The 18,246-nt window shown below is 71.6% G+C and carries 18 protein-coding genes; 11 read left to right on the top strand and 7 right to left on the bottom strand.

The window, feature by feature from the left end; genetic code table 11:
* Window positions 1-117: 117 nt before the first annotated feature.
* On the bottom strand, window positions 118-1,425 hold the full coding sequence (locus tag ACF09J_RS31640) for an FAD-binding oxidoreductase (RefSeq protein WP_392308896.1): 1,308 nt from the start codon (window positions 1,423-1,425) through the stop codon (window positions 118-120).
* A 38-nt stretch (window positions 1,426-1,463) separates the two neighbouring features.
* A complete protein-coding gene (locus tag ACF09J_RS31635; protein ID WP_392308895.1) occupies window positions 1,464-2,384 on the bottom strand; it encodes an antibiotic biosynthesis monooxygenase in 921 nt (306 codons plus the stop codon).
* Window positions 2,385-2,495: 111 nt separating this feature from the next.
* Here ACF09J_RS31635 and ACF09J_RS31630 point away from each other — a divergent pair, with 111 nt between their 5' ends.
* Window positions 2,496-3,062, top strand: coding sequence for a nucleoside deaminase (locus tag ACF09J_RS31630; protein WP_392308894.1), 567 nt, complete (start codon window positions 2,496-2,498; stop codon window positions 3,060-3,062).
* A gap of 46 nt (window positions 3,063-3,108) precedes the next feature.
* Here the strand turns inward: ACF09J_RS31630 and ACF09J_RS31625 are convergent, their stop codons facing one another.
* Entirely contained in the window at window positions 3,109-3,591 is a 483-nt protein-coding gene (locus ACF09J_RS31625; protein WP_392308893.1) for a methylated-DNA--[protein]-cysteine S-methyltransferase, read from the bottom strand.
* Window positions 3,592-3,603: 12 nt separating this feature from the next.
* Window positions 3,604-5,205 carry an AlkA N-terminal domain-containing protein gene (locus ACF09J_RS31620; RefSeq protein ID WP_392308892.1) on the bottom strand — a complete coding sequence of 534 codons (1,602 nt, stop codon included), beginning with the start codon at window positions 5,203-5,205 and terminating at the stop codon, window positions 3,604-3,606.
* A 154-nt stretch (window positions 5,206-5,359) separates the two neighbouring features.
* On the opposite strand from ACF09J_RS31620, the gene ACF09J_RS31615 reads away from it, so the two are divergent.
* From ACF09J_RS31615 to pqqE, 10 genes are all read left to right on the top strand, one after another.
* On the top strand, window positions 5,360-5,941 hold the full coding sequence (locus ACF09J_RS31615) for a DUF488 family protein (protein WP_392308891.1): 582 nt from the start codon (window positions 5,360-5,362) through the stop codon (window positions 5,939-5,941).
* 57 nt (window positions 5,942-5,998) lie between these two features.
* On the top strand, window positions 5,999-7,423 hold the full coding sequence (locus ACF09J_RS31610; protein WP_392308890.1) for a LytTR family transcriptional regulator DNA-binding domain-containing protein: 1,425 nt from the start codon (window positions 5,999-6,001) through the stop codon (window positions 7,421-7,423).
* A gap of 38 nt (window positions 7,424-7,461) precedes the next feature.
* A complete protein-coding gene (gene katG, locus ACF09J_RS31605) occupies window positions 7,462-9,654 on the top strand; it encodes a catalase/peroxidase HPI (RefSeq protein ID WP_392308889.1) in 2,193 nt (730 codons plus the stop codon).
* 163 nt (window positions 9,655-9,817) lie between these two features.
* Window positions 9,818-10,279, top strand: coding sequence for an MSMEG_3727 family PQQ-associated protein (locus ACF09J_RS31600; protein WP_392308888.1), 462 nt, complete (start codon window positions 9,818-9,820; stop codon window positions 10,277-10,279).
* 19 nt (window positions 10,280-10,298) lie between these two features.
* Window positions 10,299-11,999 (top strand): PQQ-dependent dehydrogenase, methanol/ethanol family, encoded by a 1,701-nt coding sequence (locus ACF09J_RS31595; protein WP_392308887.1) that lies wholly within the window; start codon window positions 10,299-10,301, stop codon window positions 11,997-11,999.
* 45 nt (window positions 12,000-12,044) lie between these two features.
* Window positions 12,045-12,140, top strand: a complete 96-nt coding sequence (gene pqqA / locus ACF09J_RS31590; RefSeq protein WP_100566564.1) for a pyrroloquinoline quinone precursor peptide PqqA — start codon at window positions 12,045-12,047, stop codon at window positions 12,138-12,140.
* A 156-nt stretch (window positions 12,141-12,296) separates the two neighbouring features.
* Window positions 12,297-13,184 carry a pyrroloquinoline quinone biosynthesis protein PqqB gene (gene pqqB, locus ACF09J_RS31585; RefSeq protein WP_392308886.1) on the top strand — a complete coding sequence of 296 codons (888 nt, stop codon included), beginning with the start codon at window positions 12,297-12,299 and terminating at the stop codon, window positions 13,182-13,184.
* A gap of 4 nt (window positions 13,185-13,188) precedes the next feature.
* Complete coding sequence (gene pqqC, locus ACF09J_RS31580) at window positions 13,189-13,914, top strand: pyrroloquinoline-quinone synthase PqqC (protein WP_392308885.1); 726 nt, start codon at window positions 13,189-13,191, stop codon at window positions 13,912-13,914.
* A 5-nt stretch (window positions 13,915-13,919) separates the two neighbouring features.
* Window positions 13,920-14,243, top strand: coding sequence for a pyrroloquinoline quinone biosynthesis peptide chaperone PqqD (pqqD, locus tag ACF09J_RS31575; protein WP_392308884.1), 324 nt, complete (start codon window positions 13,920-13,922; stop codon window positions 14,241-14,243).
* Window positions 14,236-15,348, top strand: a complete 1,113-nt coding sequence (gene pqqE / locus ACF09J_RS31570; RefSeq protein WP_392308883.1) for a pyrroloquinoline quinone biosynthesis protein PqqE — start codon at window positions 14,236-14,238, stop codon at window positions 15,346-15,348. Before pqqD ends, pqqE begins: the two co-directional genes overlap by 8 nt.
* A 163-nt stretch (window positions 15,349-15,511) precedes the next feature.
* Here pqqE and ACF09J_RS31565 read toward each other — a convergent pair whose 3' ends face one another.
* The 3 genes from ACF09J_RS31565 to ACF09J_RS31555 form a co-directional block, all read right to left on the bottom strand.
* Window positions 15,512-16,051, bottom strand: coding sequence for a manganese efflux pump MntP family protein (locus ACF09J_RS31565; protein ID WP_392308882.1), 540 nt, complete (start codon window positions 16,049-16,051; stop codon window positions 15,512-15,514).
* A gap of 128 nt (window positions 16,052-16,179) precedes the next feature.
* On the bottom strand, window positions 16,180-16,701 hold the full coding sequence (locus ACF09J_RS31560) for an O-acetyl-ADP-ribose deacetylase (protein ID WP_392308939.1): 522 nt from the start codon (window positions 16,699-16,701) through the stop codon (window positions 16,180-16,182).
* Window positions 16,702-16,703: 2 nt separating this feature from the next.
* Window positions 16,704-18,113, bottom strand: coding sequence for a phytoene desaturase family protein (locus ACF09J_RS31555; protein ID WP_392308881.1), 1,410 nt, complete (start codon window positions 18,111-18,113; stop codon window positions 16,704-16,706).
* Between the last annotated feature and the right edge of the window lie 133 nt (window positions 18,114-18,246).

The raw sequence follows: 18,246 nt of genomic DNA, 5'->3' as shown, positions 1-18,246 counted from the left end.
AGCCTGTACGCAGCCGGCCGCACTCCACCACTGATGTTGGGCCGACGGAGTGGCGGGCCCGCCGAGACCGTCGGCGTCTCCGGCTCTGCGGGGGGCTCGGGAGGGCGCCGGGCCGTCTCAGGCGGACAGGTACGAGAAGAAGAGACTCTGCGGGTCGTACTCCGCCCGCAAGGACTGGAGGCGATCCCAGTCGGCGGCCGTGAACGACCGCCTGGCACGGGACGGGTCGGCGGTCAGATCCGCTTCGGCGATGTAGTGGCCGGTGCCGAGCGGCTCCACTGTGCGCATGGCGTCGCGCAGCCACCGCACGTTGACGTCGTCGTGCGCGGGATCGGACCAGACGGCGTAGGGCACGACGTAGCTCTCTCCGAGCACGGAGAACGCCATGTTCCGTAGCAACTCGTCCTCCCGCGAGACCGGTGAGACGGGCGCCAGGACGAAGGACTTCCCGGAGGGTGCTTCGGCGACCGCGTCGCCCAGTCCGGTCAGGAGCGAGGCGTAGTCCTCGTGCGACCACAGCGTGTCGGCCGCGTAGCGGTGCTTTTCGGGCCACAGGTCCCTTGAGGCGTCGTAGAGAACGGCGAGAGATGTCGGCTCGTCGAGTCGGCGGGACAGCGGTCGTTCGGACAGAGGGCAGTTCCGCAGCGGACGCAGGGCGTCTACGGCCTCCTTGTGCGCGTGCGCGAACGCGGTGGCGGTGACGACGACCACCTCGGGCCGCGGCCGATCCGTCGCCCCCGATGCGTTCTCGCCGGCCAGCAGGAAGGACACTTCCACGTTCGCGGGCAGTTCACGCGCCGTTTCGGTGGTCCAGTCGGCTACGGGGCCGACGGCCGCGAGGGGAAAGACGTAGGAGGTTGTGGCGAGTGCGGTCGGGCGCGGCCGCAGACCGACACGGAAGCTGGTGACGACGGCGAAGAAGCCGGGTCCGGCTCCCCGCGCCGCCCAGAACAGGCCGGAATGCTCTTCTTCGCTGCACCTGAGCACTTCACCGTCGGCCGTCACAGCGGTGATCTCCCGTACGCTCGCGCAGCCCACTCCCCACAGGCCGGAGAGATCGCGCCGGGCGAGTTCCCTCGCGAATCCGCTGCCGATGACGCCCGGTTGCACGGTCGCCGTCGCCGAGTCGGCGTCGATCTTCCACTGATCGAGCCCCGACAGGTCGAGGAGTACGCCTCCGTCGCGCAGTGGTGAACCGCACCAACTGTGTCCGCCCGCGCGTACGGCGAGTCGCAGTCCGCGGGACGCGGCCTGCCGCAGGACCTCCTGAACGTCCCGCTCGCAGGTGGCGCGGACGATCACGTCGGGGTACCGGTCCGGCTTGAGTCCGTTCCACAGTGCGCGCGCCCGGGCGGTCTCGTAGCCCGCTTCGCCCCTGCGCAGGAGCGCGCCCTCGATCCGTGAGGGCCAGTCCTGTTCGCCCATGACGACCTCCTCGTCCTGAGCATCTTTCTGGCCGGCTGTCAGCCGGTGGTCAGGCCGAAGATCACGACGAACACCAGCCAGCAGACGGCCACCACCGCTGCGCCCGCCGCGTCGATGCGGAGGGAGCGCGCCTGACGGGGTGTCAGCCAGAAGGCGAGGGCCCTGTTCACCAACGGCATCAGCAACCAGGTCAGGATGGACACGCTCAACACGTTCGAGATGAACAGGGCGAGATACCCGGGCAGGCCAAGAGCGGCGAGTCGGGGGCCCACCACCAGATTGAGGATCTCGACGGTGGGATACAGGGCCAGCACCACGGACATGGCCTGCTTCCAGTTGGGCGGGCCGCCCTCTTTCCCGCCCTGCTCGAAGCGGAACCAACTGCCGAACGCGGAACCGACCTTGCGCACGTCGTAGGAGACGAAGGTGCCGCGCCCTTCGTCGAGGAGCTTTCGACGGGTGGGGGATTCGAGCCACTTCTCCAGATGCTGTCGGGTGTCGAAGCGGAAGACAGTGACCCACTTGTCCTGGATCCCCTTCACGGGCCGGAACAACTCCGAGCCCATGAAGCCCGGGAACCTCCGCTGAGCCGACAGGATCTTCTCCTGCCAGTTCATGAATGCCCGTTCCTGGTCCGGTCGCACGTCGTGCGAGATGACCGCGGTGACGGCGTCGTGGACCGGCGTGCCACCCGCGAGAACTTCCTGCCTGGGGGCCTCCTCGAACAGTTCGCGTCCCTGCTCGAGGAGTTCGCGGCGCGTGTCGGAGCCCATCCACGCGGTCAGCTGATCCAGATGGGAGAAGCGGAAGACGACGACCCACTCGTTGCCCTCGACGGAGGGCGGAGGGTACTGCTCCGTCCCCTCGAACCCGTCGAACTCGCCTACGACCTCGTTGGTTCGGTCCTGCCAGCGCAGGTACTCGTCTTCGCACCCCGGACGGACCTTCTGGGAGATCACGACGGTGGCACTATCGCCGTGGGAGCCAGGAGTTGCACGAGGACTCACGCCTCCTAGAGTAGAGAGAAGCCCCATATGCCGCAAAAGCAACGTGGAATCGGAGGCGCCGAGATGGGACACAGGGAGTACCTGGCCGAAGCGGCGCAGTTGGCCACTGAATCGGTCGAGAACGGCTGGGGAGGTCCTTTCGGCGCGGTGATCACCCATGACGGCGAGGTGATCGCTCGAGGCCAGAACCGCGTGCTGCTCACCGCGGACCCCACCGCGCACGGCGAGGTGGAGGCCATACGCAAGGCCATCCAGTACCTCAACCCGGGTGCTCCCACGGTCTCGGAGGACCACCAGAACGAGTACACACTGGAGTTGGTGCCGCGTCCCGAGGGGTCCCCGGACATCCTGCCGGAACGTGCCCGCATGCTCCAGGGATGCTCGATCTACACCAGCGGCGCGCCCTGCCCCATGTGCATGAGCGCCATCTACTGGGCGCGCATCGGCGCCGTCTATTACAGCTGTGACTGGAAGGCCACCGGGGAGATCGGGTTCAGCGACGACTTCCAGTACGAGGACTTCCAGCGGCCCCCGGAACAGCGGAGCATCAGCATCAAGCAGATGTACCCCGAGCTGGGCGACCAGGCCTACCAGGCGTGGCGGGACAAGCCGAACCACCATCCGTACTGACGCGTCCTCGCGCGGATGGCGGCCGGCCACGGGCACGGCTGCTCGTCTAGAAGAGGGCCGTTCCCCGTTCGAAGTCCAGCAGGCGCTGTTTCCTGGGCAGGCCGCCGCCGTAGCCGGTGAGGCCGCCGCCCGTGCCGATCACGCGGTGGCAGGGGACGATGATGCCGACGGGGTTCTTGCCGTTGGCGAGGCCGACCGCGCGGGAGGCGCCCGGGTTGCCGAGGGCGGTGGCGAGTTGGCCGTACGAGCGGGTCTCGCCGTAGGGGATCTGCCGCAGTTGGTCCCAGACGCCGCGCTGGAACGGGGTGCCGTGCAGGCGCAGGGGGACGGTGAACTCCTTCAACTCGCCCCCGAAGTAGGCCTCCAGTTGCTCGACGATCTCGCCGAAGGGGCGGTCGTCGGGCTCGCCGAAGGACTCCTCGGGCGGGCGGTGGCGCTGGTCGGTCATGTACAGACCGCACAGGACGCCGTCGTCGGCGACGAGGGTGAGCAGGTCGTAGGGGCTGTCGATCACGGTGTACTGCTTCATGGCGGAACGTCCTCAGACGGGAAGGAAGTTGATCGGGTGGCTGTCGGTCGCCCACAGGTACTGAACGGCGTACGCCCGCCAGGGCCGCCAGGCCGCCGCGCGGGCGGTGAGCGCGGCCGGGGTGGACGGCAGGCCGAGTTCCTGTGCGGCGCGCCGGATGCCGAGGTCGGTGGGGAGGAAGGCGTCGGGGTCGCCGAGGGCGCGCATGGCGATGACGTCGGCGGTCCAGGGGCCGAAGCCGGGAAGTGCGAGCAGGCGGCCGCGGGTCTCCTCCCAGTCACTCTCCACGCCCAAGTGGAGTGTTCCATCGGCGAGTTGACGGGCCAGGGTGAGCAGTGTGGTACGCCGGGTGCGGGGCATCGCCAGTGACTCGGGGTCAAGCTCGGCCAGGGCCTCGGGCGCGGGGAAGATGTGGGTGAGACCGCCCTCGGGGTCGTCGACGGGCTCGCCGTGCGCGGCGGCCAGGCGGCCGGCGTGGGTGCGGGCGGCGGCGGTGGACACCTGCTGGCCGAGCACGGCCCGCAGCGCGAACTCGCCCTCGTCCACGGTGCGCGGCACGCGTCGGCCGGGGGCCTTGTCGACCAGGGGCGCGAGGAACGGGTCGGTGCGCAGCTGGTCGTCGATCGCGACCGGGTCGGCGTCCAGGTCGAGCATGCGCCTGCAGCGGCTGATGGCGACCGGCAGGTCCCGCAGGTCACCGAGGGTGAGGCGGCAGGCGATGTGGTCCGGCTTCGGGGTCAGCGCCGCGATCCCGTGGCCGTAGGGCAGGCGCAGGGTCCTGCGGTAGGCGCCGTCGCGCCACTCCTCGACCCCGGGCACGGCGGTGGCCGCGAGGTGGCCGAAGAGGTTGTCCGGGTTGAGCGGGGCACGGAACGGGAGGCGCAGGGAGAGGGCGCCGGGGGTGCGCGGGGTGCCGCCCGAGGTGCCGGGGGCACCCGAAGCGCCGGGAGTGCCCAGGGTGCCGGGGGTGCCTGTGGCGCCTGGAGCACCCGGAGTGCCCGAGCGTGTGCCAGGCCCTGGCCCGGCCGCTCGCGCCCGCCCCGGTACACGCGTGCGCAGCCCGCTCGGCGACAGGGCGAACACCTCGCGCACGGTGTCGTTGAAGGTGCGGATCGAGGAGAAGCCGGCGGCGAAGGCGATCTCCGCCATGGGCAGGTCGGTGGTCTCGATCAGCAGCCGGGCCGTCTGGGCGCGCTGGGCGCGGGCGAGCGCGAGCGGTCCGGCGCCGAGTTCGGCGCGGAGCTGGCGTTCGATCTGGCGGGTGCTGTAGCCGAGGCGGGCGGCGAGTCCGGGCACGCCCTCGCGGTCGACGACTCCGTCGGCGATCAGGCGCATGGCGCGGGCCACGGCGTCGGCGCGCTGGTTCCACTCCGGTGAGCCGGGGCTGGTGTCGGGGCGGCAGCGCTTGCAGGCACGGAAGCCGGCCTGCTGGCAGGCGGCCGCGCTCGGGTAGAAGGTCATGTTCTCCGGCTTGGGCGGAACCACCGGGCAGCTCGGCCGGCAGTAGATGCCGGTGGTCAGCACGGCGGTGAAGAACCAGCCGTCGAACCGCGCGTCCTTGGACTGGACGGCGCGCACACAGCGCTCGCGGTGGGTGTGCATCCCTTTCTGCATGCCTCCAGCATCGGGCACGGGACGGGTCGGGGCTGGCGGTAATCCGACATCGCCCTCGCGTGTCCTGGGCCCGCGCTCGTCTCCCCGCGCCCATCGCCCCGGGACAGGGCGAGGTCCTCCGGCGCTCCGCGGGCAAGAAGGCGATCCTGGAAGCATGGAGCAGGAGCCGCTCGTCACCTTCGGACACGGTACGGCCGACCGCGAACACCTCACGGAGCTGATCCGCGGGGCCGGGATCGCCGCCGTCGTGGACATCAGGACCGCCCCCGGAAGCCGCCACAACCCGGACGCGGGCCGGGAGCGGCTGCGGCGGTGGCTGCCCGAGGCCGGGATCGCGTACCGCTGGGAGGAGCGGCTGGGCGGATTCCGCAAGGTACCGCCCGACTCACCCGACACGGTCTGGCGCAACGACGCCTTCCGCGGTTACGCCGCGCACACGCGCACGGGCGAGTTCCTCGACGCGATCACGCAGCTCCTCGACGAGGCCGCGCGGCGGCGGACGGCCGTCATGTGCGCGGAGGCGGTGTGGTGGCGCTGCCACCGACGTATCGTCGCCGACTTCGTACTGCTCGCGCGCGGACGGCCCGTCGTGCACCTGATGCCCGACGGCCGGCTGGTCCCCCATCGGCTCAGCGAGGGCGTACGTCTGCGCGAGGACGGACTGCTCGTCTACGACGGCCGTGAATCTTCGGACCGGCCCGAAGGGGGACGTGCGCGGTCCGGCCGCGGTACCTAGGGTGGGGAATGCAGTTCTGTGGGTGGTGCTGGGGAGGGCCGAGGGCGGTTCTGAACCATGAGGGATGTACATCGACTCCAGCAGGTCCCGGCGGAGCCGGGCGGCGGCAGTGTGCTCGCGGCGTGGGAACGGTTCGTGCAGGGCGAGGACCACGTCCCGGACGTGCGGCCCCTGGTGGCGATCTCCTGGCATCGCTGCCGGGAGCAGTACCGGGTCGACCCTCACCTCACCCGGGCCCCGGTGGCCGTCGCGGAACCCGACCACACGCCCGAGCAGGACGTCGTCTTCGCCGAGCTGGGTTTCCGTGCCGCCTCCGTGGCGCATGAGGTGGGCAGCCTCGGCGGCGTCGTCACCGTCACCGACGCCACCGGCCGGATCCTGGCCGAGTGGGGTGATCAGGCCACCCTCGCCCGAGCCGGCGAGTCCCGTCTGGCACCCTGGTTCTGCTGGTCCGAGTGCGCGGCCGGCACGAACGGCATGGGCACGGCGCTGGAGGCGCAGGGCCCGGTGTCGATCAGGGGCGCGGAGCACTGGTGCCGGGCCTTCCACGACTGGGTCTGCGCGGGCGTCGCGGTACGGGACGTGGTGACCAGGGAACCGATCGCGGTCCTGGGCATCTGCTGCTGGCGCAACCCGCTTCCCGAGTCCGCGAGCGGCTGGCTGGCGAACGCGGTCACCATGACCCAGTACCCGCTGAAGAGGCGCGCCCGGGACAGCGGCGCCGAGCTGGTCGCGGCCTCCAGGCAGGCCAGGGCCCACTGCGGTGCGGCGCTCGCCGCGGTGGACACCGCGGGCAAGGTGGTGATCGCCGACGACATGGCGAGCGTGCTGCTCGGCGTCCCCGCGTGCACTCCGGCGGTCGACCCGACGCTGCGCTGGAACCCCGGGCTGCCGGAACTGATCACGGCCGCCCGGTACGCCACCGGGCAGGCGGCCCACAACCCCGACTGGGTCGGCTCGACGCGGGTCTTCACCCGCCTCGCCGACGAGCCGACGTCGATCGGCATCCGGCCCGTGTTCTCGTCCGGGCACCTGATCGGGCACCTGGTCTCGTTCGGTGCCTCCGACGGCGCACAGGTGCCGATGATGGAGGGGCCCGCGCACCCCCGGCCCGCACACCCGCGACCCGCGCGTTCCCGGGCGGGACCGCGCCGCCTGGTCGCGGTGCGCGGCAACCGGCTGGTGCTGCTGCGGCTGCCGGAGGTCTCCTTCGCCGAGTCGCGGGGAAACGACGTGTGGCTGTCCACCGATCAGGGCCGGCTGCGGGCCGCCTCCGTGAGCCTGGACAAGCTCGACGGTGAGCTGGCGGACGCCGGCTTCCTGCGGGTGCACCGCCGGTACGTGGTCAACCTCGACCGCATCCGGGAGATCGAGCGCGGCCTCAAGGGCGAACTGTCCCTGGTCATGGACGGCCACGCCGACGCGATGGTGCCGGTCTCCCGGCGGAACGCGCCGGCCGTGCGCCGGGCGCTGGACCTCTGAGTCCGCACGCGCCGCCACTGTCCCGGAAGGAGGTTCCCGTGACCGACAGCCAGGGCCCCGTCGTCGGCGGGAGGAGCGCCGGGGGCGCGGCCAACCGCGACTGGTGGCCGGACCGGCTCGACCTGGGGATCCTGCGGAAGCACCCCGTCGAGGCCGACCCCATGGGCGCGGACTTCGACTACGCCGCGGAGTTCCGGACGCTCGATCTCGACGCCCTGGCACGGGACGTCGACGCGGTGCTGACGACGTCGCAGGAGTGGTGGCCGGCCGACTTCGGCCACTACGGGCCGCTCGTGCTCCGGATGGTGTGGCACTGCGCCGGGACGTACCGCGTCGCCGACGGCCGGGGTGGCGCGGGCGCCGGCATGCAGCGTTTCGCGCCGCTGAACAGCTGGCCGGACAACCGCAACCTCGACAAGGCGCGCCGGCTGCTCTGGCCGGTGAAGAAGAAGTACGGCCGCAGGATCTCCTGGGCCGACCTGATGGTCTTCGCGGGCAACCGGGCCCTGGAGACGATGGGCCTCAGGACCTTCGGCTTCGCCGGCGGCCGGGCGGAGGTGTGGGAGTCCGACGAGGACATCCACTGGGGTCCCGAGCGCACCTGGCTCGGCGACGAACGCCACAACGGCGTACGGGAGTTGGAGAGCCCGCTGGCCGCCGACCAGATGGGCCTCATCTACGTCAACCCGGAGGGGCCGAACACCGTCCCCGACCCGCTCACCGCAGCCCGGGACATCCGCGACACGTTCCGCCGCATGGGGATGAACGACGAGGAGACCGTCGCGCTGATCGCGGGCGGCCACACGTTCGGCAAGACCCACGGCGCGGCCGACCCGGACACCCATCTCGGCCCCGAGCCCGAGAGCGCCCCGCTCGAACAGCAGGGCCTCGGCTGGCGGAGTGGCTACGGCACCGGAAAGGGCGCAGACGCCATCTCCAGCGGCCTGGAGGGTACGTGGACGCCCGCCCCCACGGCATGGGACAACGGGTTCCTGGAAACCCTGTTCGGCTACGAGTGGCAGCTGGAGCTGAGCCCCGGCGGTCTGTGGCAGTGGATCCCGAGGGACGGCGGCGGCGCCGGCACCGTGCCGGACGCCCACGACCCGTCGGCGAGGCACACCCCGACGATCCTGACCACGGATCTCGCGCTGCGCTCGGACCCGGTCTACGAGCCGATCGCGCGGCGCTTCCTCGAGCACCCGGACCGGCTCGCGGACGCGTTCGCCCGAACCTGGTTCAAGCTGACGCACCTCGACATGGGCCCGGTCCAGCGCTACCTCGGACCGCTGGTCCCCCGGGAGAGGCTGCTCTGGCAGGACCCGGTCCCCGCCGTGGACCACGAGCTCGTCGGGGCGGCGGACATCACCGCGCTCAAGAGCCGGATCCTCGCCTCGGGCCTGTCGGTCCCGCAGCTCGTCTCGACGGCGTGGGCGTCGGCCTCGACGTTCCGTGTCAGCGACAGGCGGGGCGGGGCCAACGGCGCTCGGATCCGCCTGCAGCCGCAGCGGAGCTGGGAGGCCAACGACCCCGACACGCTGGCACAGGTGCTGCGCACCCTGGAGGGGATCCAGGAGTCCTTCAACGGCTCCCAGGCCGGGGACAAGCGGATCTCGCTGGCCGACCTCATCGTGCTGGGCGGAGCCGCCGCCGTCGAACAGGCCGCGAGGGCCGCCGGACACGACGTCCGGGTCCCGTTCTCCCCGGGACGCACGGACGCCTCGCAGGAGTGGACCGACGTGGAGTCCTTCGCCGCGCTCGAACCGGCCGCGGACGGGTTCCGCAACTACCGCGGCAAGGGCGGCCGGCTGCCGCCGGAGCACTCGCTGGTCGACCGCGCGAACCAGCTCACCCTCAGTGCGCCCGAGATGACCGTCCTCGTGGGCGGGCTGCGGGTGCTCGGTGCCAACCATCAGCGGTCGCCGCTGGGCGTCCTCACCGCGACGCCCGGGGCGCTCACCAACGACTTCTTCGTGAATCTGCTGGACATGGGCACGCAGTGGCGGCCGACGTCCGCGACCGCGGAGACCTTCGAGGGCCGCGACCGCGCCACCGGCGAGGTCAGGTGGACCGGCAGCCGCGTCGACCTCGTCTTCGGCGCGCACTCCGAGCTGCGTGCCCTCGCGGAGGTCTACGCGAGCGACGACGCACGGGAGAAGTTCGTACGGGACTTCGTCGCGGCGTGGGACAAGGTCATGAATCTCGACCGGTACGAGACCTCGCCGGATGCCTGATTCCTGCTTCCCCGGCCTTGCCGACGGCGGCACATCGTGGACGAACGGCGGCCGTTCGCGGACGAACGGCGAAAGCCGCCCGGTGTGATTCCTGCGGCGTAGCGTGGCTGTTGATGACCAATTTTTTACCCTTTCGGATTCGGGTGAGGAGAGTGAAGCCCCGATGACGACCGCGAAGGAACGATCCGATCTGCTGGACAAGATCGGGTTGGCCGGACAGAACAAGGCAGCGCTGGGCCAGGTGCTCGGGACGGGAACCATTGGGCAGGCCACCGTGGGGCCGGACGGCCGCATGCACGCCACCCTTCGCATCAACCCGGACGAGCTGGCCTGGGACCCCTCCATCCTGGTCATGCCCCATGGAGGCGATATAGAGCTCGAACTCGTCAATGACGACAAAAACACGCACTGCGCGCTCCTGCCCAGCAACGGCGACCGGAAGTTCATCTGGCTGGTGAACCAGTCACGAGGACGGGCGGCCCTCAACCTCGACGGGCCCGGCTACTACTGGTACGGCTCGCCCACCGGCAACGACGAGGGCCGCGGGCTGACCGGGGCCATCGTCGTCATGGGCGACGCTCCGCCGGAGGCCCGCCTCGACCGCCCCGAACAGCCGCGCCCGTAGGAAGAAGGAGGTGGAGCACATGTCCGTCGACTACGTGGACGCGGGCTGGGCCGTCGACCAGGGAACCCTGAGCGGCAAGGTCGCCGGCGGGGACATCGCGCCGCCCGTGGTGGCCCACGTCGACTACGAACGCCTGCTCAACGCCCGCCAGGAGCCCCATAACTGGCTCACCTACTACGGCGCCTACAACGGGCAGCGGTACAGCCCGCTGGACCAGATCAACACGGAGACCGTCAAGCGCATGGTCCCCGCATGGGTGTTCCAGGCCGGCACGACCGGTCTGATCGCGGGCGCGTCGACCTACTCGTTCGAGGCCGCCCCGATCGTCGTGGACGGGGTCATGTTCGTCTCCGGCTGGGACGGCTGGGTCTGGGCCCTCGACGCGAAGACGGGTGTGGAGATCTGGCGGTACAAGCACGCGGTCCCCTTCGACGTGTCCCTGTGCTGCGGGAACGTCAACCGCGGGGTCGCCGTGGCTCAGGGGAAGGTCTTCTTCGTCACGGCGAACGCCCGTGTGATCGCGCTCAACGCCACCACCGGCAAGCGGGTCTGGGACAGGACGTACGGTGACGTCCGGGCCGGGGAGAGCGCCACGCTCGCCCCGCTGGTCGTGAAGAACATGGTCATCGTCGGCAGCTCCGGCGGCGAGTTCGGCGTACGGGGCCACCTCGACGCGTTCGACCTCGAGACCGGCGAGCACCAGTGGCGCTGCTACACGGTGCCCAAGCCCGGGGAGCCCGGCTCGGAGACCTGGCCCGCCGACGGCGAGGCCTGGGCGCGCGGCGGTGCGAACTGCTGGGTCACCGGCACCTTCGACCCGGAGACCAACCTGCTGTACGTCGGCACCGGCAACCCGGCGCCCGACTTCGACGGAGCCGTCCGCGAGGGCGACAACCTCTTCACCGACAGCATCATCGCCGTCGACGTGGACAGCGGCCGGATCCGCTGGCACTACCAGTGCACCCCGCACGACGTGTGGGACTACGACAGCATCGCCGAGTGCATCCTGTTCGAGCAGGACGGACGGAAACTGCTCGGGCACTTCGACAAGAACGGCTACTTCTTCGTCCTCGACCGCACCAACGGCGAGCGGATCCACATCACCCCCTTCGTGGACCGCATCACCTGGGGAGCGATCACACGGGACGGCCAGGTGACGGCCAAGGTGTACCCGGACAAGGAGGGAGTGCCGGTCCACTTCTACCCGGGTCCGGCCGGCGCCAAGGAATGGACCCACGCGGCCTACAGTCCCAAGACCGGGCTCTTCTACGTCCCGGTCCAGGACACCGGGGCCACGGCCACCCGGCGGCGCCGGGAGTTCAAGGAGAGCATTCCCTACTGGGGCGCGGGCGTTCAGGTGGACATCGAGGACATGGCCGGGTCCATCAGCGCGTTCGACGCGAACGGCGAGGAGAAGTGGCGCCGGCGCAACGAACTCCCGATGTGCGCCTCCGTGCTGGCCACCGGCGGCGACCTGGTGTTCGCCGGTAAACCCTCAGGGGAGTTCGTCGCGCTCGACGCCCGCACCGGGGAGACGCTGTGGCAGTTCCAGTGCGGAAGCGGTCACCACAGCAACCCGACCACCTACATGGTCGAGGGCAGGCAGTACGTCGCCGTGCCCGTCGGCTGGGGCGGCTGGGCCGAGGGATTCCTGCCGGGCATGCTCGGCGCGGGACACGGAAGCGCGCTGATGGTCTTCGCCCTCCCGGAATCGCCGTAGCGCGTGACCGGAGCCTGCCCCGGCGGGCGGAGAGGAGGTGAATCCATGGAGTCCCAGCTCGAAGTGTGGGAGACGCCCGAGTTCGAGGAGATCGCGGTCGCGGCCGAGGTGACCATGTACGTCGCCCGGCTGGAGGACTAGCGGATCCGCGGACCGGCGGACAAGGGACGGCGCCGGACCTGGTCCGGCGCCCTCCGGTGGCGGAAGACGGCCACTCGCGCCTCACAACGGCCACGAACGGCCATGGACGGCCGGGCCCACCGACGGACCCGGACCCTCGACGAACGGAGTGCCGGCGTGTTGCTGCGCGTACTGGGCTCGGCGGCGGGGGGCGGCTCCCCGCAGTGGAACTGCGGCTGCCCGGTGTGCACCGAGGTCCGCTCACGGACCGGCCTCGCGCGCACCCAGTCGTCGGTCGCGGTCAGCGCCGACGGCCGCCGGTGGTTCCTGGTCAACGCCTCGCCCGACGTCCGCACCCAGATCGAGGCCTTCCCCGGCCTGCACCCGCGCGACGACCGGACCACGCCGCTGGAGGCGGTGCTCCTCACCGACGCCGAGCTGGACCACACGCTCGGCCTGCTCCTGCTGCGCGAGGCTCGCGCCCTGCGGCTGTACGCCACGCCCGCGGTGCGCGAGACCCTGCTCACCGGCTCGGGGATCCTGCGCACGCTCGAACGCTACTGCCCGGTCGACTGGCGGGCGGTGAGCCCCGGCACCGGCCTCTCCCTGGCGGACGGACTGTCCTGCCGGGCGTTCGACGTGCCCACCAGCAAGCGCGACCGGTTCGGAACCGGGGCGGACGGCGGCCGCGTCGTGGGCTACCGGCTGACCGACGAGCGCAGCGGCGGGACTCTCGTTTACCTGCCGGGGGTGCAGTCGCTGACGCCGGAGCTGCGCGCGGAGATCGAGGGCTGCGCCTGCCTGCTGATCGACGGCACCTGCTGGCGCGACGACGAGCTCGTACGGCTCGGCCTGGCCGCCAAGACGTCCCGGGAGATGGGCCATCTGCCCATCGGCGGCCCGGACGGCAGCCTGGCGCAGCTCCCGTCGCTGGGCGTGGGCCGGACGGTCTTCGTGCACATCAACAACACCAATCCGGTCCTTCTGGAGGACACGCCCGAGCGGCGTACCGTGGAGGAGAACGGCATGGAAGTGGCCGTGGACGGCCTGGAAGTCCAGGTGTAGAGCCGTGACGACAACGAACACAACGCCGACGACGACGCCAACGAGCACGCGGACCGGCGCCGACGGCTTCGTCGAGGCGCTGCGGGCCCACTCGCGGCGCTACCACGACCAGCACCCGTTCCACGTCCGGATGAACGACGGCCGGCTGAGCCGCGGGCAGATCCGGGGCTGGGTGGCCAACCGCTTCTACTACCAGGAGAACATCCCCCGCAAGGACGCCGCGATCCTCTCCAACTGCCCCGACGTGGAGGTACGGCGGCGCTGGGTCCGGCGGATCCTCGACCACGACGGCACCGCCGCGGGCGAGGGCGGAATCGAGGCGTGGCTCCGTCTCGGCGAGGCCGCCGGACTGACCCGCGAGGAGGTCCGGGACCACCGGCACCTGGTGCCCGGAGTGCGGTTCGCCGTCGACGCCTACGTCACCTTCGCCCGGACCCGCCCATGGGTGGAGGCGGTCGCGTCCTCGCTCACCGAGCTGTTCGCGCCGGACCTGATGGCGGCGCGGCTCGCCGCGTTCGAGCGGTGGTACCCGTGGATCGACCCGGAGGGCCTCGCCTACTTCCGGGCCCGTCTGGAGCAGGCGCCCCGCGACTGCGAGCACGCCCTCGAAGTGGTCACGGCGCACTGCCTCTCCGCCGAGTCCCAGGCGCGCGCCCTCGACGCGCTGTCGTTCAAGTGCGACGTCCTGTGGAGCCTGATGGACGCCGTCGACCAGGCCTATCCGGAGTGACCACCATGGACCCGACCCCCACCGGAACGAAGCAGACCACCGCCCGCACCGCCGCCGAGGTGTCCGCCTCGGACCGGCCGCGCCTCGCGCGCCATGTCCGGCTGGCCTTCTCCCGGACCAGGCAGCGTCCGGTCCTGCTGCACCCCGAGACGGTGGTGGTGCTGAACGGCAGCGGCGCGGACATCCTCAAGCTGTGCGACGGGCGGCACACCGTGGCCGAGATCGTGGGCGAACTGGGCGCGCGCTACGAGTCCGTTCCCGGCGACGAGGTGCGGCGGTTCCTGGCCCGGCTCGTCGCCCGGCGCTGGGTGGAGCTCGCCGATGGATAGCCCGTACGGACTGCTCGCCGAGCTGACCTACCGCTGCCCGCTGGCCTGCCCGTACTGCTCCAACCCGCTGAACCTGGGCGACTACCGGGACGAGCTGGCCAGAGAGGAGTGGCGGCGGGTGCTGGGCGAGGCCGCCGACCTGGGGGTCCTCCAGTGCCATCTGTCCGGCGGGGAACCGCTGCTGCGGCGCGACCTGGTGGAGATCGTGGCGGACGCCCACGACCAGGGTCTCTACACCAACCTCATCACCAGCGCCGTCGGGTTCTCGCGTCCGAGGGCCGAGCTGCTGCGGGACGCGGGCCTCGACCATGTGCAGATCAGCATCCAGGCCGACGAGCCGGCCGTGTCCGACCGGATCGCCGGGATCCCGTCCTTCCGCCGCAAGATCGAGGCGATGGGCCTGGTCAAGGAGCTGGGCTGGCCGCTCACCGTGAACGTGGTGCTGCACCGGTACAACATCGACCGCCTCGCCGAGGTGCTCGCCCTGGCCGAGGAGGCGGGCGCGGACCGGGTGGAGTTGGCCAACACCCAGTACTACGGCTGGGCCTGGCGCAACCGTGCCGCGCTGCTGCCGAGCCGGGCCCAGCTGGAGGCGGCCGAGACCGTCGCACGAGCCGCCCGCGAGCGGCTGCGGGACCGCATGGACATCATCTACGTCCTCCCCGACTACTACAGCCGCTATCCGAAGCCCTGCATGGGCGGCTGGGCCTCCCGGCTGCTGACCGTGACGCCGAACGGTGACGTGCTGCCCTGTCCGGCCGCCCAGTCCCTGCCGTTGCCGCGGGCCAGTGTGCGGGAGGACTCGCTGGGGCGGATCTGGGCCGATTCCCCGGTGATGAACGCGTTCCGGGGCACCGACTGGATGCCGGAGCCCTGCCGGAGCTGTCCCCGGCGGGAGGTGGACTTCGGCGGGTGCCGCTGCCAGGCGTTCCTGCTCACCGGCGACGCCGCCCGCACCGACCCGGTCTGCCATCTGTCGCCCGACCACGACCTGGTCGCCCGGGCGGTCGAGGCCGCCAACTCCGGCTCGCGGGCTCTCCCGCTGGTCCCCCGCGCGCACCGGGCCAGTGCCACTAGTGCCGCGGCAGGCAACGTTCGCCCGTGAAGGAGCGGCGTCCGGTGCGTGCTCTCTGGGGGTACCCCCTGCTCGAAGAGCTTGGGGGAGTGCCGGCCGGAAGTCCTCGTACTGGACGTACCTGGGCTTTCGGCCGGTGCGGCGAGAGGGCGTGCCGGGCGTCGCGACGGGGCGAACGTTGCCTGTCGGGGCACTAGCCACCGAACAGCAGCGGCAGCACCGCGGCGGCGATGATCAGGCTGACCCCGCTCACCAGGTCCGCGCGGATCCGGATGAGGCGCGCGGCGGCCCGCCCGAGCTGGAGCCCGATCAGCGACATCACCGCCGTGATGAGGCCGAAGACGGGGGCAGAGACCCACGGCGAGAGTCCGAGGATCCCGAGGCTCGCCCCGGCGACCAGGTTGTCCAGGCTCAGCGTCAGCGGGATGCCGAACAGCGCCCACGGGTGGTCCAGCTCGTCCGGCTCGGGGTTCCGGAGGGCCGAGATGACGAGGTAGAGGCCGTATCCGCCGAGCGCGGCCGCGCCCACGACGTCGGCGACACCGCCGACGGCCTCCCCGATCTCGTGGCCGATCAGCAGCCCGACCAGGGGCATGAGCGCGTCCCACAGGCCGAAGGTCAGGGCGACCTGCACCGCGCGCTTCAGCCCGAAGGGGACGGTGCCGAGCGCGATCGCCACCCGGAAGTTGTCCAGGCTGAGCACGAAACCCAGGCCCAGCATCTCCCAGATCATGGCGACGTCTCTGCCCGCAGACGACCGACGCCGGGGTGAGCGACTCTGTCTCGGCTTCTACCCGCCATAATTCGCAATGATATAGGGCAGTTTGCCGGAATTTCGCCCCGAATGGGCGTCGTCCCAGGTCAGCCGACCCGCGCCGCGAACGCCTCGTAGGCCCGGTCGTCGAAGAGGACGAAGCGGACCTCCTCGACCGAGGTGCCGGTCTCCCGCACTGTCTCTCGCACGGTCTCCACCGCGATCCTCGCCGCGTCGTCCATCGGCCAGCGGTAGACGCCGGTGGAGATGGCCGGGAACGCCACGGTGCGGGCGCCCAGCTCGTCGGCGACGCCGAGGGACGTGCGGTAGCAGGAGGCCAGCAGGTGCGAGCGGTCCTCGGCGCCGCTGTGGACGGGGCCGACTGTGTGGATCACCCAGAGGGCGTCGAGTTCGCCGGCCGTGGTGGCGACCGCCTGGCCGGTGGGCAGGCCTCTGCCGTACCTGGAGGCCCGCAGGGCGCGGCATTCCTCGAGGATCGCGGGGCCGCCGCGGCGGTGGATGGCGCCGTCGACGCCACCGCCGCCGAGGAGGGAGGAGTTGGCGGCGTTGACGATCGCGTCGGCGCGCTGCCTGGTGATGTCGCCCTGGACGAGGGTGATGGCGGTGATGGTCATGTCTGGCGCAGCCTCCTCCAGACGGCCTTCGCGGCGTTGTGCCCCGACATGCCGTGCACACCGGGGCCCGGCGGGGTGGCCGACGAGCAGATGAAGACGGCCGGGTGCGGGGTGCTGTACGGGAACAGCGACGGTTTCGGGCGCAGCAGGAGCTGGAGCCCGGAGACCGAGCCGGAGGCGATGTCGCCGCCGACGTAGTTGGCGTTGCGGGCGGCGACCTCGGGCGGTCCGGCGGTGGCGCGGGCGAGTACGCGGTCGCGGAAGCCCGGGGCGAAGCGTTCGAGCTGGCGTTCCACGGCGTCGGTGAGGTCGCCGGTCCAGCCATTGGGGACATGGCCGTACGCCCAGAAGACCTGCTTGCCCTCGGGGGCGCGGGTGGGGTCGGCGACGCTGGGCTGGACCGTGATGAGGAAGGGCCGGTCGGGGGCGCGGCCCTCACGGGACGCGGCGCGCAGCGCGGTGCCGATCTCGGCGCTGTCCGCGCCGATCTGCACGGTGCCGGCGCCGCGGGGCTCCCGGGCGGTCCACGGCACCGGGCCGTCCAGGGCGTAGTCGATCTTGAAGACGCCGGGGCCGTAGCGGTAGCCGTCGTAGTAGCGGCCGAGGCCGGCGATGCGGGCCAGCGCGGTGGGCGAGGTGTCGAAGACGTACGCCCGCGCGGGCGGCAGGTCGTCGAGGCGCTTGACCTCGTAATCGGTGTGCACGGCGCCGCCGAGGTCCTTCAGGTACGCGGCGAGGGCGTCGGAGATCGACTGGGAGCCGCCGCGGGCCACCGGCCAGCCCCGGGCGTGCGCGGCGAGCGCGAAGATCAGGCCGACGGCCCCGGTGGCGAAGCCGCCGAGGGGGGCCATGACGTGGGCGACGAGTCCGGCGAAGAGGGTCCTGGCCCGCTCGTCCCGGAAGCGGCGCATCAGCCAGGTGGACGGGGGCAGGCCGACCAGGCCGAAGCGGGCCAGGGTGACCGGGTCGCGCGGGAGCGCGGTCAGGGGCAGCGACATGAAGTCGCGGGCGAGGGTGTCCCACCTGGGGAGGAACGGCTGGACCAGTCTGCGGTACGTGCCCGCGTCGCGCGGTCCGAAGGAGGCGGCCGTCTCGGCGACGGAACGGGACAGCACGGCGGCGGTGCCGTCCGGGAAGGGGTGCGCCATGGGCAGGTCGGCGTGCAGCCATTCGAGGCCGTAGCGCTCCAGAGGCAGGGCGCGGAACGCGGGCGAGTTGATGCCGAGGGGGTGAGCGGCGGAGCAGGGGTCGTGCCGGAAGCCGGGCAGGGTGAGCTCCTCGGTGCGGGCACCGCCGCCCACGGTGTCCCGCGCCTCGAACACCGCCACGTCGAAGCCGCGGCGGGCGAGCTCCACGGCAGCGGTCAGTCCGTTCGGCCCCGCACCCACCACGACCGCATCGAGCATCGACGGCACCTTCGGACCCCCTAGTCAGCCGATGGCCACTCGGCCCCAGGATATGCCGCACCTCCGACACGACGAGGGCGGGTGGACGGACGGGCAGTGCGGTGACGGGGGCAGGTCGGTGCGGGAGGGGGCT

Origin of the sequence: Streptomyces sp. NPDC014889 (genome assembly GCF_043081205.1) — a bacterium.
Lineage (GTDB): Bacteria > Actinomycetota > Actinomycetes > Streptomycetales > Streptomycetaceae > Streptomyces.
The sequence above is the reverse complement of the archived record's forward strand: the minus strand, read 5'-3'. Positions and strand labels throughout refer to the sequence as shown.

Excerpts from the sequence above, each read along its gene's own strand:
- ACF09J_RS31640 (WP_392308896.1), bottom strand. The coding sequence starts at position 1,425 with ATGGGCGAACAGGACTGGCCCTCACGGATCGAGGGCGCGCTCCTGCGC.
- ACF09J_RS31630 (WP_392308894.1), top strand. The coding sequence starts at position 2,496 with ATGGGACACAGGGAGTACCTGGCCGAAGCGGCGCAGTTGGCCACTGAA.
- ACF09J_RS31625 (WP_392308893.1), bottom strand. The coding sequence starts at position 3,591 with ATGAAGCAGTACACCGTGATCGACAGCCCCTACGACCTGCTCACCCTC.
- ACF09J_RS31620 (WP_392308892.1), bottom strand. The coding sequence starts at position 5,205 with ATGCAGAAAGGGATGCACACCCACCGCGAGCGCTGTGTGCGCGCCGTC.
- ACF09J_RS31615 (WP_392308891.1), top strand. The coding sequence starts at position 5,360 with ATGGAGCAGGAGCCGCTCGTCACCTTCGGACACGGTACGGCCGACCGC.
- ACF09J_RS31610 (WP_392308890.1), top strand. The coding sequence starts at position 5,999 with ATGAGGGATGTACATCGACTCCAGCAGGTCCCGGCGGAGCCGGGCGGC.
- ACF09J_RS31600 (WP_392308888.1), top strand. The coding sequence starts at position 9,818 with ATGACGACCGCGAAGGAACGATCCGATCTGCTGGACAAGATCGGGTTG.
- ACF09J_RS31595 (WP_392308887.1), top strand. The coding sequence starts at position 10,299 with ATGTCCGTCGACTACGTGGACGCGGGCTGGGCCGTCGACCAGGGAACC.
- pqqA (WP_100566564.1), top strand. The coding sequence starts at position 12,045 with ATGGAGTCCCAGCTCGAAGTGTGGGAGACGCCCGAGTTCGAGGAGATC.
- pqqD (WP_392308884.1), top strand. The coding sequence starts at position 13,920 with ATGGACCCGACCCCCACCGGAACGAAGCAGACCACCGCCCGCACCGCC.
- pqqE (WP_392308883.1), top strand. The coding sequence starts at position 14,236 with ATGGATAGCCCGTACGGACTGCTCGCCGAGCTGACCTACCGCTGCCCG.
- ACF09J_RS31565 (WP_392308882.1), bottom strand. The coding sequence starts at position 16,051 with ATGATCTGGGAGATGCTGGGCCTGGGTTTCGTGCTCAGCCTGGACAAC.
- ACF09J_RS31555 (WP_392308881.1), bottom strand. The coding sequence starts at position 18,113 with ATGCTCGATGCGGTCGTGGTGGGTGCGGGGCCGAACGGACTGACCGCT.